This window comes from Nostoc sp. CALU 546 (genome assembly GCF_048836525.1).
This window is the reverse complement of sequence record NZ_JAWJTF010000042.1, coordinates 19,926-35,510: the sequence shown is the minus strand read 5'-3', so window position 1 is coordinate 35,510 and position 15,585 is coordinate 19,926. Positions and strand designations below refer to the sequence as shown.

Below are 15,585 nucleotides of genomic sequence, written 5' to 3'. Positions count from 1 at the left end.
TAGATATTTTTTTATCAAGCGTGTTTTATCAAAACCTAAATCACAATAACTTACGAATACACATTAGCAATCATATTTTTTATAGAACACCAATTTATAAACTATTTATCTGCCAACGTCAACAAGGAATTAAAGTCTGTGTTTTTCTTAACTAGAGAGTACCGACCACGACATATATGATACCTGCAAGTCAAGGAAGATGAGAGGTATATAGGGAAAGGAAAAAAGTACCAACAATAAATTAACATCAAATAATTTTGTATTAATATTTACCATTTTTATTTACAAAGAAGTAAAAAATAATACGAGGAGTAAATATTAATGATTAATCAAAAGTTTTAGATGCAACGTCCTTACACAATCTACATATTGTCAAGTTAAAAATAGTTATATTTTTGTACGGATTTTATGATCAATGATTGTATATAAATAATTAAAAGCTGAAAAATTATATGATAAATAAATTACTGGCGAAGTTAGAAAAACTCCGTCGCAAGCTCAATCAGCACATCAAAAAATTATCTCAACCTAGATATTTACAAAGAAGTAAAACTTTTAATTTTTTACTCAGTCTGACTGTTGGAGTCATTGTTACTACCATTGGCATTACAACAGACTGGGCGACAACTGGAACACCCACGCTTACCTATAAAACATCGTGGATAGGTAATACTATTGGCAGTGGAAATCTACGGATACAAAATAATATTGAGGCCATGTATGTTACCCCTGATGGCACAGTTTATACCAACAGCCATTGGGATGAAGCGGGAACAGAAGCAGGAATCTATAAAGATGGTAAGATTATTGGTGCTCTTGGGGATACTCACGGCTGGAGTCGTGGTGGTGGCAAAGCTGTAACAGCAAATAGTAAATATATTTACATTGCCATGACTCAAGGTTCGAGGGGCAATACAAAAGAAGATTACCCACCAGAAGGAACAACTTGGTATTCTGTTAGACGCTATGATTTGACAGGAAAACCTGCACCGTTTCCTGAAGGGCGTGGCTGGGATAAAAGTATGTTGATTACCAGTACTAAAAGTGAAGTTACTGGATTAGCAACTTTGGGAAGCGAGTTGTATGTGAGTGATTCTGCTGCTAACCGGATTCGTGTTTATGATACTGATACGATGAAAGAACTCCGCAGCTTTACCGTTGCTAATCCGGGAGGAATAACTATTGATTCACAAAAAAATCTGTGGATTATTCAAAGTAAAAATGGTAGTAAACCTGCGAAAATTTTACATTATTCCCAGAGTGGAAAGCAATTATCCCAAGAGATTGCAGATATCGTTGAACCAAGTGCGATCGCAATTAATCATCAAGGTAAGCTGTTAGTGGCAGAAAATGGGCCGCGTCAGCAGATGTTGATTTATGACATCAAAGATAAGCCAGTACAGCTAGGTAGTTTCGGCTGTAAAGGCGGTATCTATGCAGGAGTTCCTGGTGAAGTTCGAGATTTGAAACTTTACGGACTTACCGGAGTTGGTACAGATGCTTCTGGCAATATCTACATAAATAGTAATGGTTTCAACAAATCAGGAACAGATTTGCGGAAATTTTCGCCATCAGGAAAACTAATTTGGCGATCGCTGGGATTGATATTCGTCGATAATGCAGATGCCGATCCTAAAACTGATGGTGTAGATGTATTCACCAAACAAGAACACTATCTGATGGATTACAGTAAGCCTGCTGGTAAGCAATGGACTTACAAAGCCTATACTTTAAATGCTTTCAAATATCCTCAAGATCCACGTCTGCATACATCGCCAGATGGAACCTTTGTTCGCCGCATCCAAGGAAAGCGGTTTTTGTTCCTCACAGATATGTATAACAGCTTTCTGCAAATATATCGTTTTAACCCAGATACAGATGGTAAAGTAGCCATCCCAGCCGGAATGTTTGTCGGAACTAATAGCGCAGACAAACCATTTATTAGCGGAAATTGGCCACCGCATCAACCAAAACAAGGAGAATGGATCTGGCGCGATCGCAACGGAAATGGCAAATTTGAAAAGGACGAATATGATACCAGCAAAGATTATCCCTATATCGGCGGCTGGTGGGTAGACAGCAAAGGAGATGTTTGGAAAGCTTTGCGAACCGAAGATGGCATTCGCCACTATCCTTTACAGGGAATAGATCCTAAAGGCAACCCCATCTACAGCTATAGTTCGATAGAAAAGCAAACTACTCCCAACATATTTAACGACTTGCGGCGGATCGAATATTTCCCCGAAACAGATAGTATGTATTTGTCAGGCTTTACGGTAGATCACCCTGCATTCGGTGACGATGCTGGAGTTGCTGGATCTGAAATTGCCCGTTTTGACAACTGGAGTAAAGGAAATCGTACTCCCAAGTGGCGAATTGTGATTCCCTACGACACCACTGGCAAACGCGAAGTATCTACAGCGTCCATAAGTGTGGCGGGAGACTATGTATTTGCTGTCACCGTTAAAACCGCAGAGGTATATGTCTACAATGCCACAATGGGAGTACAAGTACAACTGTTAAAACCAGGCCCAGAAGTTGGTAGCGAAAGTGGCTGGATTGATATACCCTATGGTATCCGCGCTTTTCGTCGTTCAAATGGTGAGTATTTAGTATTTGTAGAAGAAAATTGGAAAGGGAAAGTGATTATTTATCGGCTGGCGGGGTGAGTATTTACAGCAATTACCTGTAAGCTTAACCAAGCCACAGATCCCTGACTTCTCAAAGAAGTCGGGGATCTTGTTTATTCAGGATTGCTATATGTACAAGAATATGTGATTAAATGTATCGCAGATTTAATCAGATAAAATGCTCCATGCGTCGAGACTCAATTTTTTACAAACTGTTTCAACAATCCCCCACTCTCTTATTTGAACTATTGACAAATCCACCAACAAATGCGAATGCTTATCGATTTGATTCGGTAGCTGTCAAGGAACCCAAATTTGAAATTGACGGAGTATTTCTTCTACCAGAAAGCGAGACTCCTGGGGTTGTATATTTCTGTGAGGTACAGTTTCAAAAGGATGAACAGCTTTATGAAAGAGTATTTGCTGAATCTTCATTATATTTCTACCGCAACCGCACCAGATTTAATGACTGGCAAGCAGTTGTAATTTATCCATCTCGCAATACCGAACAAAGTAACATTTATCCTCATCGGGGATTGCTCAATAGTAACCAAGTACATCGGGTGTATTTGGATGAATTGGGGAATATTCGCCAATTACCTTTATGGGTGGCATTGATGGTACTAACTACGATAAAGGAAGAACAAGCACCTGAAGAGGCAAGGTATTTGTTAACAAGAACTGATCAAGAAGTACCATTAGCAGAGGGTCGCGTCATAATAGAAATAGTGACGACAATAATGATGTACAGATTTGAACAATTGAGCCAAGCGGAGGTAGAGTCTATGCTAGGAATAACACTACAGCAAACGAGAGTTTATCGAGAAATCAAGGAAGAAGGACGAGAAGAAGGGCGAGAAGAAGGGCGAGAAGAAGGACGAGAAGCGATGGCTAATGCTATTTCCCGACAATTAACTAAGCGGCTTGGAAAACTGTCTGAGGAAATGCGATCCTCCATTTCTAGTTTATCTTTGCCTGTTCTCGTAGATTTGAGCGAGGCATTGCTTGATTTTACTACTTTGGCTGACTTGCAATCTTGGTTAGAAGGGCGAACAAATTAAACTACCTCTTGATGTTTTTGGCTTAGATACATCGCAATTCCTTTCTCGTAGTAAGCTGCTTCATTAATAAAAACAGGATAAACAGTAGACGTTCCTTCATAGAAAATATCTTTTCCTGCAAAAGTCAGAAACATTGGATCGCCTGGATTCAGAGGTTCATAATCCCGAAACTGAAGTTGGGGATGAATCATAGCTTGAATTTCGCCGCGTGGGCACAACCCGCCGTAGGCATCGCTTCTAGGATAATCGATCGTCTCAATGTATTGATAGAATGTAAGCTTGCTGTTTGTCTGCGGAATATTACCTTGGTTGCAACCTTCAAAATAGTCTAAAATTGCATACATAAGCTGCTCTGTTTGCTGAAATAATTCGGCGTTTAAGATATTCTGAGCCACAGCGCCAACTTCTATCACAAAACCCAATTCGCACAAAGAACGGAGAAAACCACCTTCTCTAGATTGTTGATTAACAAAAATCTTTACCATCGGATTTATCGAAGTCAAATAAGCGCCTAACCGAAGTAAGAAAGGGTGCATATCACAAAAAATCAGACTTAAACCCATGTTGGCAGTTGTGCTGTGCAAATCAATAATTACATCTACAAAAGGCTGATTTTGCGGTTGCAATATCTGTTGAATTTCTTTTGCCCGCGTATCTTCATAACTTGAGAGTTGGGTATTTTGTAAGCTTTGATTAGTGAAGCAACGATTTAAATCCTTCTCAATGTATCGTTTGCCTTCTTCAATAGCTTTGAGATTGCCAAGTAATGCCAGAGTTTCAAAACTTCCTCTGTTGATTAAATTAGGATACTGCTGAAACTTTTTGACTAGATATACTCCTGTTAACTCATTACCGTGGTTTCCTCCAACGATCGCAACTCGTTCAATCTGACTCATAACAACCTCATATCTAAAAAACTTGTAGAGCTGATACTATAATGCTTACCCTACGGTTATTGAGAATGGCGCAAGATAGAAGTATAGCTTTTGCTGGCTAAATCTTGTAAGAGACTGACGCGATGTCTACGACGGGCTACGCCTACGCTTCATGTTTGAGCCAAAATGTGATAACTGTTAAGCTGTTGGTTTTGGCACAAAGGGGGAGGAAATTTATGGTGTATAATTTTCAAGCGATGCCTGCGGCGGGCTACGCCTACGCTGAACTTTACAAAAACGCTCTCCTCAACGACGTACTCCCATTTTGGGAAAAATATTCTCTCGATTGGCAGCAAGGCGGCTATTTCACCTGCCTCGATCGCGAAGGCAAAATTTATGATACAGACAAATTCATCTGGCTGCAAAACCGCCAGGTGTGGACTTTTTCTATGCTTTGCAACCAGCTAGAAAAACGCGAAAACTGGCTAAAAATTGCCAGCAACGGCGCTAATTTTCTCGCCCAACATGGCAGAGATAGTGATGGTAACTGGTACTTTGCCCTCACCCGTGAAGGAAAACCACTGGTTCAACCCTATAATATCTTTTCTGACTGCTTTGCAGCGATGGCATTTAGTCAATATGCACTTGCTGACGGCGAAGAATGGGCAAAGGATGTGGCGATGCAAGCTTACAACAACGTATTACGCCGCAAAGATAACCCGAAAGGCAAATATAATAAAACCTATCCCGATACACGCCCGATGAAATCATTGGCTGTACCGATGATTTTAGCCAACCTGACTCTAGAAATGGAATGGTTACTGCCAAAGGAAACATTAGAGAATGTCCTAGCTGAAACTGTCCGCGAAGTGATGACCGATTTCCTCGACTCAAAACGGGGGCTAATGTACGAAAACGTTGCCCCTGATGGTTCCCACATAGATTGTTTTGAGGGAAGGCTGATTAATCCAGGTCACGGTATCGAAGCTATGTGGTTTATCATGGATATCGCGCGTCGGAAAAACGATACCAAAACTATTAACCAAGCCATTGATGTGGTGCTAAATATTCTGAATTTTGCTTGGGATAGCGAGTACGGCGGATTGTATTACTTTATGGATGCAGACGGTCATCCTCCACAACAATTGGAATGGGATCAAAAGCTGTGGTGGGTTCACCTAGAGTCTTTGGTTGCATTAGCGATGGGCTATCGCCTAACCGGGCGTGAGGTTTGCTGGGAATGGTATCAAAAAATGCATGATTATACCTGGTCACACTTTGCTGATGCAGAATACGGTGAGTGGTTTGGCTATCTCAATCGGCGTGGGGAAGTATTGTTGAACCTCAAAGGCGGCAAATGGAAAGGATGTTTTCACGTACCGCGTGCATTGTACCTTTGTTGGCAGCAATTTGAAGCGATCGCAACTGGTTTGCAATAGATTTCTTACAAAAATTCATAGCTTTAACGTTACTTATGAATATTTAAGTTGTTGCGATGCCTGCGGCGGTAAACAACGCAGTCAGTTTAATCTCAACCAGAGTACCATTTGCACGGTTTAACTCATCCCAAATTATGATTTGATTAAAGGTATTATCCAAATAAAAAACTTTTAATATGAGAAAAGTGTCGCTGATTCTCCCCTTAGCTATTCTAGCTTTTGGCAGTGTAGTTGTTAATAGCCAAGAAACGTCCTCACCCAATACTTACACTCAATCTGTTACCCGTGAAGTTTTAGCGAGTGGTTATCCTACTCAAGATAAAAAGCAGATTCTTGAGCTTGTACGCTATACCATCGCACCAAGAGCAAAACTCCCTACTCATACTCATCCGGGAATGCAGATTGAACGAGTAGAGGCGGGAATTTTAACTTATACTGTTGTGGAAGGAGAAGCTAATGTAACGAAAGCTAACGGCACAGAATTCATTCTTCAAAAAGGGAAAACTATACAGCTTACAGTGGGAGATGCTTTAGTTGAATCTGCCGGAATGGTGCATTATGGAGAAAACCAAACAAACAAACCGATTATTCTGTTGTCTGCTTCTTTATTTAATACTAATCAACCAAAAGCTATTTTAACCAATCCTGAAAACAGATGAATGTGATGAGAATTGCAGGTCTTATTGAGTTTGATTTTTATACATTTTTATTTTTAGGCAAAATCTAGTAGTTCGCCAAGTGAACTTGGCGGGGTAAAGGGTAAGGGGAAAGGGTTTAAATCTCTTACCCTTTTCCCTTTCCCCTTTCCCCAGTCCTCACTTAGCATTTTTGGGTTGGCAGACTACTAGGCAGTATTGAGTAGATAAGCTAATCATCATTCATTTTTCCAGACTTATTCGCTTGTAGTAAGGGCTACCCTACGGGAACGCTTTGCGAACAGCCCTGGTTTTATACAACATAAATGCTCATTAGCTTAGTAAGTCAAATTTTAGAAAAATACTCTCTTTAATGCTTGTTGCTAACTTAAGTAATCTTACAGTGGGGCAGTAATAAACAGGAAAGCTATAAAAGCAACAAAGTTTTGGAGTCACGAGCAAATGACAAGTCAAGAATCACCAGATTCTAACCAAGAAATCCTGTTGGAAAGATATCAAGTGCAACAGGAACTAGGCAAAAAAGCCGGACGGCGGACGCTGCTAGCTCGTGACTTACAAACTCAAGAATTAGTAGTGGTCAAAATACTGTCTTTTGGTAATGAGTTTGAATGGAACGACCTCAAATTATTTGAGCGGGAAGCTGAAACTCTCAAAGCACTCTCGCACCCAGCCATTCCCCGCTACCTTGACTACTTCGAGCTAGATTCACCCAACAGCACAGGATTTGCACTCGTACAAAGTTATATTCCAGCCCAATCTCTAGAAGCACAACTCAAAGCTGGGCGTAGTTTCAGTGAAGAAGAAGTTAAGGAACTAGCAAAAGCGATTCTAGAAATTCTCAAATATCTGCATGGTCGTCAACCGCCCGTGATTCATCGTGATATCAAGCCAAGCAATATTCTTTTAACAAATCGCTCTGGTAATAGTGTGGGTGAAGTGTACTTGGTAGATTTTGGTTCAGTGCAAACCATCGCCAGAAGAAGCAGCACAATTATAGTAATGGGAACTTACGGCTATGTACCACCAGAACAATTTAATGGTAGAGCTATTCCTGCTTCTGACCTTTACAGTTTGGGAGCCACTTTAATTTATCTGGTAACAGGTCAGCATCCAGCCGATTTACCACTAACTGACTTGCGGCTTGAATTTGAACAGGTAGCCAATATTAATCTTACTTTCAGCAGTTGGTTGAGGAGAATGACAGAACCAATTGCGAGTAAACGTTTGATTTCTGCTGAAGACGCTTTGCAAGCCTTAAACAACCTAGGAAATCCAGATCAAGTTCAGAATATACAAAGTAATTTACTCCCTAGAAAACCTTCTGACAGTAAAGTTTTATTAAATAAGAATACTAACTATTTAGAAATTATTATTCCCCCAGACGGTTTATTTAAAAGAAGGACTCTAATAAATTTGATATTATCTATACCAATTATGTTATTTATCCCTAATTTATCAATTTTATTTGCAAGTATAAATGTTTTTTCATTAGTAGTTATTCTAATAATTTTATCCTTTGTAATTATGTTATTTATTTCTCTCTTCATAGGTATCATGGGTAAAAAGAAGCTTTATATTAATAATGAGAAAATTTTCCTGATTTATGAATTGTTTGGAATTAAACGTCTTCACCCATCTGCAACTTTGAGAAAAGATATTCTACGTTTAGAACGAAGTAAGGATACATATAATCAACCTTCCTTAACAATCTGGGCAGGAACTAAAAAATATGACATTTTAACTGGTGAATTTTATTTTTTTCCTGTCACTCCTCCAGAACTTGACTGGCTAGCTCATGAACTTAGCGATTGGCTAGGTTTACCAATTACTAGAGAGTAAACTACAAACTAAATTCTGCTGCACCATCCTCATCCACTTCTGCATCCTTACCCATAGCAGTAGGTTTAAATTTAGAGCCATGAATTAATTCACCAAATGCAATTCCTGGATTTTGGTGAAGAATATTCAACACACTCATAAAATCTCGCACAATTTCCCCTGGTGTCAGTAATGCTTCTGCACCCAAGCGATTAATAATTTCTTGCACAAACTCCTTCAACTCACGATTTATCAAAGTCTGTTCATAGCCAAAATTGAGTGCATGAATCTCAGCTAAACGTTGCAAAAGCGTTAATATTTCTCCTTCACTCAACGGGTTCAACCGAATCACCGGCCCCAAATGTTCCTGAACATTAGCCTGTGCAGCAAAACGGCTTTCTTTTGTGCGTCTTTGCCAAGCTTGGTCTGCAAAAAGTCCCCGTTTCGGGTCTTCTAAAAATTTAGTTGTTCCACCAACGACAATTCCCAGATGTTCAGCTTTACATTGCATGGTATCGTTAAACATTGCAAGGAGTCGATTATAATTCTTTTCCCGTGTGACTGTAGTAGATATTTGATATATGTGTACAGCTTCATCAACTAAAATTAACAGCCCTTTATAGCCAATCTCAGCGACAAATTTCGCAAACAGTTTTATATAGTCATACCAACTATCATCATCAATAATTACCCGCACTCCTAAAGCTGCTTTCGCCTCAACTTTAGTAGTAAATTCTCCCCGCAACCAACGCATTGCCGCATTTTTTAAATTATCATCATCCATTCGGTAGCCACGCCAATAAGCGATAATCACGCTACCAAAATCAAAACCGTGAACTAAGTCTTCAATATACTGAACTACTTCTCTAATTTTTGATTCAACTTGGTCATCAAAACCATCGTCATTGGGACGCATTTCAGTTTCTTTAACCACTTCTTGTTGAATTTTATTAATCCATCCTTCTAGAATTGAGACTAAAGCACCACCATCAGGACGAGTTTTTGTGGCTAGGTGGCTCATTAATTCTCGATAGGTAGCTAAACCTTCATTGTTGCTTCCAGCTAATCGGCGTTCAGGAGATAAATCAGCATCAGCTACTACAAAACCTTGTTCCATCGCCCGGTTGCGAAGTAGTTGCAATAAAAAACTTTTACCAGAACCGTAGTTACCAATTATGAAGCGAAATGCTGCGACACCTTCTGCAATGTCATCCAGATTTTGTAATAGGCTTTTTAGTTCTTTTTCTCGACCTACTGCTATATATTCAACTCCAACTCTAGGTACTACCCCCGCACCAAGGGAATTGATTAAAGCAGTGGAGATTTTCTTCGAGATTTTGAGCTTTGCCATGTCTTAAATTTCACTTTATTCTAAACGCAGAAGCACGCAGTAGATAGATAAGGTACATATTTACCTTATACTAATCAATGACGGCAATAATAATTTAATTTGACGAACCATGTCTAGCCATGAGATTTTCATGCATTGCAATCATTTTTTTGACATGGTTAATATTCTCAGGATAAACTTCTAGACTTTCCGAATCTGTGTTAATTATTAATTCACCAATAGTATCATTTGCCCGTTCATTTATAGAATCGATTAAGAGATTTGGCATAGTGATGTTTGCTTCGGCAATTTTTTTAATAGCAGCATTGGGATTATCTTGATCGACTATAGCTTTTAATACTTGTAGTTCGTATCCTGGGAGATTTTCTAAAAAATTAGCCCATTCTTCAGGTATATTCTCTGATGTATTAACATCCGAATTTTCTATGATTGCTGAAGTTTCCATTATTTCAGAAAAAGGAAACAATTCAGGATCTTCTTCTTGGGAATTATCAGCCAAAGGCTCTGGATTGAAGGTTTCTAGTTGTTGTAGTAATTCCCATACTTGATTTTGCAATGAGTCTCGTTCTTCTTGCAATAATGAAACTTGCCCTTGCAACTGCTCTAATTCAACCTTTTGTTCTGCTATTTGGGTTTGTGAAGAGTTCAAAATAACTTGGATATTTTCTCTTTCGGTTTTTGTCGCTATCAACAATTGATTTTTTTGAGTTGTCTCAACTTCTAGCTCTTGAATTGTAATTCGTAGTTCGTATAGTTTTTCTTCTAATTGGGGTTTTAGTCTTCCTAAAAGAGTTAAATTGCTTTCAAGTTCTTGTTTCTCCTGTTGGAGTTGGGAAATTTGACTTTGTAACTGGGCGATTTCAGCACGAGATACATTAGAATTTGACTCTAGACGGCGCTTCTCTGCTGTGAGTACAGAAAAAGCATTGTTCAATTCTGTTTGATTATTATGCAAGTTATTAATTTCAGTTTGCAAGCTACTAATTTCGGTTTCTAACTGTTTTTTTTGCCCTGCAAATGTTCTTAATTCTCGCTGTAGACTATCCCTTTGGTTACGGCTTTCTGCTACTTGATTTTGCAGTTGTTGTGATTCAGCATACAATAAATTATGATGTTCTTGGATTTGATTAACTTCCCTGACAACACGAGCCTTTAATCCCTCCATATCTTTAATTCGTTTGCGGAGAGAACCTAAAACAAACATTTCATAATTTCTGCGTCGTTTGTCTATGAATAATGCTGTGGTATAGATAGTAGCGGCAGTAATTACACCTGTGAGAAAGGCTTTATTAAAATCCCAGCTTGGGACAAGGCTAAGACCAAAACTCACACTAAAGGCAACTATCACTAGTATAAATCGATTGCTGATCATTACTGATTGCATATTGCTGTTTTTTAACGTAGTTAAATTATCAGAATAAGTAGCTCTCATACTAATTCGTAATTCGTAATTCGTAATGACGCGACGCTCCTGCGTCGCTAACGCTTCGCTATCGCGGACTCGCTACCGCTACGCTAACGTAATTCGTAATTAAAAAATGCATCCAGATTAAAGACTTAATAAAAGTGATTTTTAATCTGTTTTTCTGTTTTGTGAAATAGGAAATACTTTCAAAGTCTGGTAACATAGTCGTTCTGGAATCTGTTGTCTTAGTTACTATTGCATAACATTGTTGTGTAAATATTAAAAAATTGCAATCATCAATAAATTAATTTTAATGCTAGGTGTTAGATGTATTGTTATTTGCATTAAAAAGTGTTAAATCTGCTTTTAAAAAATCAACAAATTGCCGTGCTGTCCGTCCAGAACGACCGTTGTGGCGAGTTGCCCATTGTAATGCTTGAAATTCCAAATCTTCTTGGGTAATCTTAATTTCAGCTTGTGCAGCTAGATGTTGTACAATTTTTAAATAAGTTTTCTGATTGGCTGGTTCAAAAGTCAAGGTTAAACCAAAGCGATCGCTAAAGGAAAGCTTCTCCTGCATCGTATCCCAAGCATGGATTTCCTCGTTATCCTTGGGTGCAGGTCTATCCACAAAAAACTCCCGAATCAAGTGACGGCGATTAGAAGTAGCGTACACCACTACATTTTGAGGCCGCGCGGTTAAATTACCTTCTAAAACTACTTTGAGGGCTTTAAAAGCGTCATCATCTTCTTCAAATGAAAGGTCATCGACAAAGATAATAAATTTTTGTGACACACCCCGTAAATGTTCCACAATTTCTGGTAATTCTTTTAAGTCAGATTTTGCTACTTCCAACAAGCGGAGACTGCGATTGCTATATTCATTCAACAAAGATTTCACCAAAGAAGATTTGCCAGAACCGCGACTACCGTAAAGTAATACGTGCAGTGCCATCTCTCCTGATAATAAAAACTCTGTATTTTTCAGCAAAGCATCTTTTTGAGACTCGTACCCAACAAGCGCACTCAGTTTAACCGGGTCAGAATACCGAATACCAATAAACTGGCCAGCTTGCCAGCGTAAAGCGCGATATTCTGCAAATAAGCCAGAGCCACATTGCCGATAATAAGCTGCTAACTCTTCTACAGCATCAGCCCAATTATCTAACTCTTGTAGATATTTAGCGAACTTTGTCTCTACTCCTACAAATTCTTGCTCTTTATACCACACTACTGGTGAAATCGGCATCTGAGTAACGCTTTGTACCCACTCACTCAGAGAAGCGCTACTACATTCGTAAAGACTTTGCAATATTTGTAAATCATGCTGAACTGCTGCTACTAAAGCTGGGGGTAAATCTTCAAATTCTCGCACTCCAGCCAGTTTTGCAAAAGGATTCTCAGAGAAGAGAAGTTGAGTAATTAAATAATCTTCCCAGTTTTGATTTCTAGCGGCTAAAGCGTGAAAGTAAGTTCCGTAAGCTTGGAGACAACCCCGTGCATCGACATTAGTGTAACGTATAGATTGCAATAGTTCCAGAAATGCCACCCCCACTTCGCCTTGCAGAACAGATTGGTACAGTAAAAGTGAGGCTGCTTGGCGCTGGAGATATTGAACCTTTGTATATGAGGAAGTACTTGCCATTGGCATCGCTTGATTATCCATCAATCAACTGTGTGGTATAGCTAAATAGCTATGGTAAATTGTCTGCTGACCCTGGTAGTAAAGTCAAAGTCTATAGATGTTTTAACAATGAATTTAAGTATAGTTGCTGCTTTTGCCTACGGCATATTATCGATTATTGGTGGCATTATTGGCTACATTCAAGCTACCAGTAGAGTTTCACTCCTAAGTGGCAGCATTAGTGGTTTATTACTAATATTTGCCGCTTACTTTCAACTCCAAGGGCAAGCTTGGGGTTCAATTTTAGCAGTATTAGTTACTGCCGTTTTAGTAGTCTTCTTTGTATTTAGACTAGCAAAAACACGTAAATTTATGCCTGCGGGATTAATGACAATTTTGGGTATGGTGTCATTGGCGGTGATGGTGCATCAAATTGTGGCTTTAAGGTAGCATCAGTCTCTAAGTAATAACCACCCTCCTCTTTTTTTGACATGGCATGACTTTCTTTGCCTGGAATTACTAGTACATTTATATTACTATGACTTGTTACCCTTGCCTGATAACTTCCAGCATTCTCGAAGGAAATCAACGGAAATCCCATCCCAACAAAAAGAGTGGCCGAGAATAGCCGTCTGCCGATTTATCGAAACAGAATTATTCTGACTCCTGAATTCTGAATTCTGAATTCTTCTTCAATCATTAGTCATTGACAAAAGTGCAGTTCCATAAGATGCACTCATGTCACCTTTATTTGCGATCGCTCATAGTCATCTACAATTTGTAGGTAACACAAATAACGTGATAACAAGGCTTTCAGGCACAAATTCTCAAATTTAAATAAAAAAATAATTGTTAACCGCCTAAAAAGTCCGGTTTTTTTGGCTTGGTGATGATAAATAAAAGTAATAGCGTTGAATGCCATGTCTTGTCCTGCGAAGGATTACTGAAATTCTTCGCTGCTTTCAGAATGGCTACTGAACATCAAACAACATCTGTTGCCAATCAGTTTTTTGCTGGGGATGCTTCTCCGCCACAAAAAGGGGATGGAGCTACATCAAACGGCTCTACCACAAAACTTACTCTAGAGTGTCTAAGTAACTATGCTGATAAAGTGTAAAGATGTCACTGGATCTGGGAGCAAATTTTAAAGCAATTATAAAGGAGTTGGTGCCATTTTGGCAGGTTTTTATCCAAAAGATGGGATATTAGTAGATTGTACAAATCTTTATTGTTATTCACACATTAGTGCAGCTTGGCATAAATAACTATCCAGTTGAAAAAGGCTAAAAATAGGTGAAATCACCAGTATTCCTTCTGCTCCCTGCCTTCTTGCACTAGTTCCTATCTACGGAAAGCTGCTAAAACCAAGCAAATTTGAGAGAGATAAGTTTAAGTAATTTAATGAAGTAGGAAATAATACATGGTATTATCACTGTCTTCTCATAATGTTATCCAGTATCTGCAAGACGCGGGTCTGTGTAGCTCAGAAGATGGCGCATCAGAAAAATCTGAGTTGCCAGGAAATAGTAAGAGCAATTTCAATTTAGTAGTGACTTTAGCAGATAATCGTAAGTTGCTAATTAAACAAGAACGTAACGTTAACAACAATGACGCCGCGCCTCATGAATTGTTTCAGGAGTGGCTATTTCATCAACTCCTCCAACAGTTTCCAGTTCTAGGTAATACTTCAGCGATCGCACCATTGGTGGTGCATTTTGACGAAGAAAATTCTATTCTCGTCTGCAATTACTTGAGTGAGTATCTAGAACTTGCGACATTGTACCACAACAATGAGATTTTTCCACAAGAAATTGCTTCAGCTATCGGCACGACTTTGGCGGGACTGCATCGCGCCACCTACAACCGCCGAGAATATAAGGATTTTATGGCAACTGCTCCCCAAGGAGAGTTTCGCTATGGCTTTTACAATCCAGCCCAAGGTATAGGGTCAATTGGGCCGGAGATTTTTGGGGCTGTTCCCACAGATGCACTAAAATTCTATGTTCTCTATCAACAGTACGAGAGTTTGGAATCTGCGATCGCAGATTTGGCTTATGACTGGAATCCTTGCTGCTTGACTCACAACGACCTGAAATTGAGCAACATTTTGGTTCATTCCAGATGGGAACAACTAGACAATTGTCTAGTACGACTAATTGACTGGGAAGCTTGTTCTTGGGGAGACCCAGCCTTTGATTTAGGAACTTTACTGGCAAGCTACTTAGGAATCTGGCTCAACAGCCTCGTAGTAGACCCCACCATTGAGTTAGAAGAATCTCTACATTTGGCGTTAACACCGTTAGAGATTTTACAACCTTCACTTATTGCCCTCATTACGGCTTACGTGAATGCTTTTCCCATGATTTTGGAATACCGCAGTGACTTTATTTTGCGCGTTATCCAGTTTGCGGGACTGGCACTAATTCATCAAATTCAAGATATGATTACGTGCCGGAAATCCTTTAATAATGCTGATATTTGTATGCTCCAAGTAGCAAAAAGTCTACTCACGATGCCGGAGCAAGGTGTACTGACAATTTTCGGGATATCAGAGTCCGAAATCCTGAATCCTGTCGCAAAGATTCATAAATTTCCTCAGCCTGTAAAAGAACAGCAGTTACTTCGCATTTATTACGAAAAAACTCGGCTGCGTGGTTGTTAATGGCAGAGAGTAGAACAATTCTGAATTCTGACTCCTGAATTCTGTGTTTTTAAAGTTTCAGTTC

The 15,585-nt window shown here is 39.2% G+C and carries 13 protein-coding genes; 8 read left to right on the top strand and 5 right to left on the bottom strand.

Annotated features, from left to right (window positions below):
- Positions 1-452 precede the first annotated feature (452 nt).
- Entirely contained in the window at positions 453-2,669 is a 2,217-nt protein-coding gene (locus RRG12_RS20730) for a hypothetical protein (protein ID WP_420760563.1), read from the top strand.
- A gap of 146 nt (positions 2,670-2,815) precedes the next feature.
- On the top strand, positions 2,816-3,691 hold the full coding sequence (locus tag RRG12_RS20725) for an Rpn family recombination-promoting nuclease/putative transposase (protein WP_420760562.1): 876 nt from the start codon (positions 2,816-2,818) through the stop codon (positions 3,689-3,691).
- Here the strand turns inward: RRG12_RS20725 and RRG12_RS20720 are convergent.
- A complete protein-coding gene (locus tag RRG12_RS20720; RefSeq protein WP_420760561.1) occupies positions 3,688-4,587 on the bottom strand; it encodes an aspartoacylase in 900 nt (299 codons plus the stop codon). The two genes, RRG12_RS20725 and RRG12_RS20720, sit on opposite strands and share 4 nt — an antisense overlap.
- A gap of 215 nt (positions 4,588-4,802) precedes the next feature.
- Between RRG12_RS20720 and RRG12_RS20715 the strand changes: the two genes are divergently transcribed.
- From RRG12_RS20715 to RRG12_RS20705, 3 genes are all read left to right on the top strand, one after another.
- Positions 4,803-6,005, top strand: a complete 1,203-nt coding sequence (locus tag RRG12_RS20715; protein ID WP_420760560.1) for an AGE family epimerase/isomerase — start codon at positions 4,803-4,805, stop codon at positions 6,003-6,005.
- A 176-nt stretch (positions 6,006-6,181) separates the two neighbouring features.
- Positions 6,182-6,664 carry a cupin domain-containing protein gene (locus RRG12_RS20710; RefSeq protein WP_420760559.1) on the top strand — a complete coding sequence of 161 codons (483 nt, stop codon included), beginning with the start codon at positions 6,182-6,184 and terminating at the stop codon, positions 6,662-6,664.
- Between the two features lie 438 nt (positions 6,665-7,102).
- Entirely contained in the window at positions 7,103-8,500 is a 1,398-nt protein-coding gene (locus RRG12_RS20705) for a serine/threonine protein kinase (RefSeq protein ID WP_420760558.1), read from the top strand.
- Between the two features lies 1 nt (position 8,501).
- On the opposite strand, the gene RRG12_RS20700 is transcribed toward RRG12_RS20705, so the two are convergent.
- From RRG12_RS20700 to RRG12_RS20690, 3 genes are all read right to left on the bottom strand, one after another.
- Positions 8,502-9,830: an ATP-binding protein gene (locus RRG12_RS20700; protein WP_420760557.1), complete on the bottom strand. Its 1,329-nt coding sequence runs from the start codon at positions 9,828-9,830 to the stop codon at positions 8,502-8,504.
- A 94-nt stretch (positions 9,831-9,924) separates the two neighbouring features.
- Positions 9,925-11,214: a tellurite resistance TerB C-terminal domain-containing protein gene (locus RRG12_RS20695; RefSeq protein WP_420760556.1), complete on the bottom strand. Its 1,290-nt coding sequence runs from the start codon at positions 11,212-11,214 to the stop codon at positions 9,925-9,927.
- A gap of 337 nt (positions 11,215-11,551) precedes the next feature.
- Positions 11,552-12,901, bottom strand: coding sequence for an ATP-binding protein (locus RRG12_RS20690; RefSeq protein WP_069070514.1), 1,350 nt, complete (start codon positions 12,899-12,901; stop codon positions 11,552-11,554).
- 87 nt (positions 12,902-12,988) lie between these two features.
- Here RRG12_RS20690 and RRG12_RS20685 point away from each other — a divergent pair, with 87 nt between their 5' ends.
- The gene (locus tag RRG12_RS20685) at positions 12,989-13,309 is read left to right on the top strand and encodes a TMEM14 family protein (protein ID WP_420760555.1); all 321 of its coding nucleotides are present in this window, start codon (positions 12,989-12,991) and stop codon (positions 13,307-13,309) included.
- 286 nt (positions 13,310-13,595) lie between these two features.
- On the opposite strand, the gene RRG12_RS20680 is transcribed toward RRG12_RS20685, so the two are convergent.
- A complete protein-coding gene (locus tag RRG12_RS20680) occupies positions 13,596-13,781 on the bottom strand; it encodes a hypothetical protein (protein WP_069070515.1) in 186 nt (61 codons plus the stop codon).
- A 45-nt stretch (positions 13,782-13,826) separates the two neighbouring features.
- Between RRG12_RS20680 and RRG12_RS20675 the strand changes: the two genes are divergently transcribed.
- Both RRG12_RS20675 and RRG12_RS20670 read left to right on the top strand, forming a co-directional pair.
- The gene (locus RRG12_RS20675) at positions 13,827-13,976 is read left to right on the top strand and encodes a hypothetical protein (RefSeq protein WP_176727009.1); all 150 of its coding nucleotides are present in this window, start codon (positions 13,827-13,829) and stop codon (positions 13,974-13,976) included.
- 303 nt (positions 13,977-14,279) lie between these two features.
- A complete protein-coding gene (locus RRG12_RS20670) occupies positions 14,280-15,521 on the top strand; it encodes a phosphotransferase family protein (RefSeq protein ID WP_420760554.1) in 1,242 nt (413 codons plus the stop codon).
- Positions 15,522-15,585 lie beyond the last annotated feature (64 nt).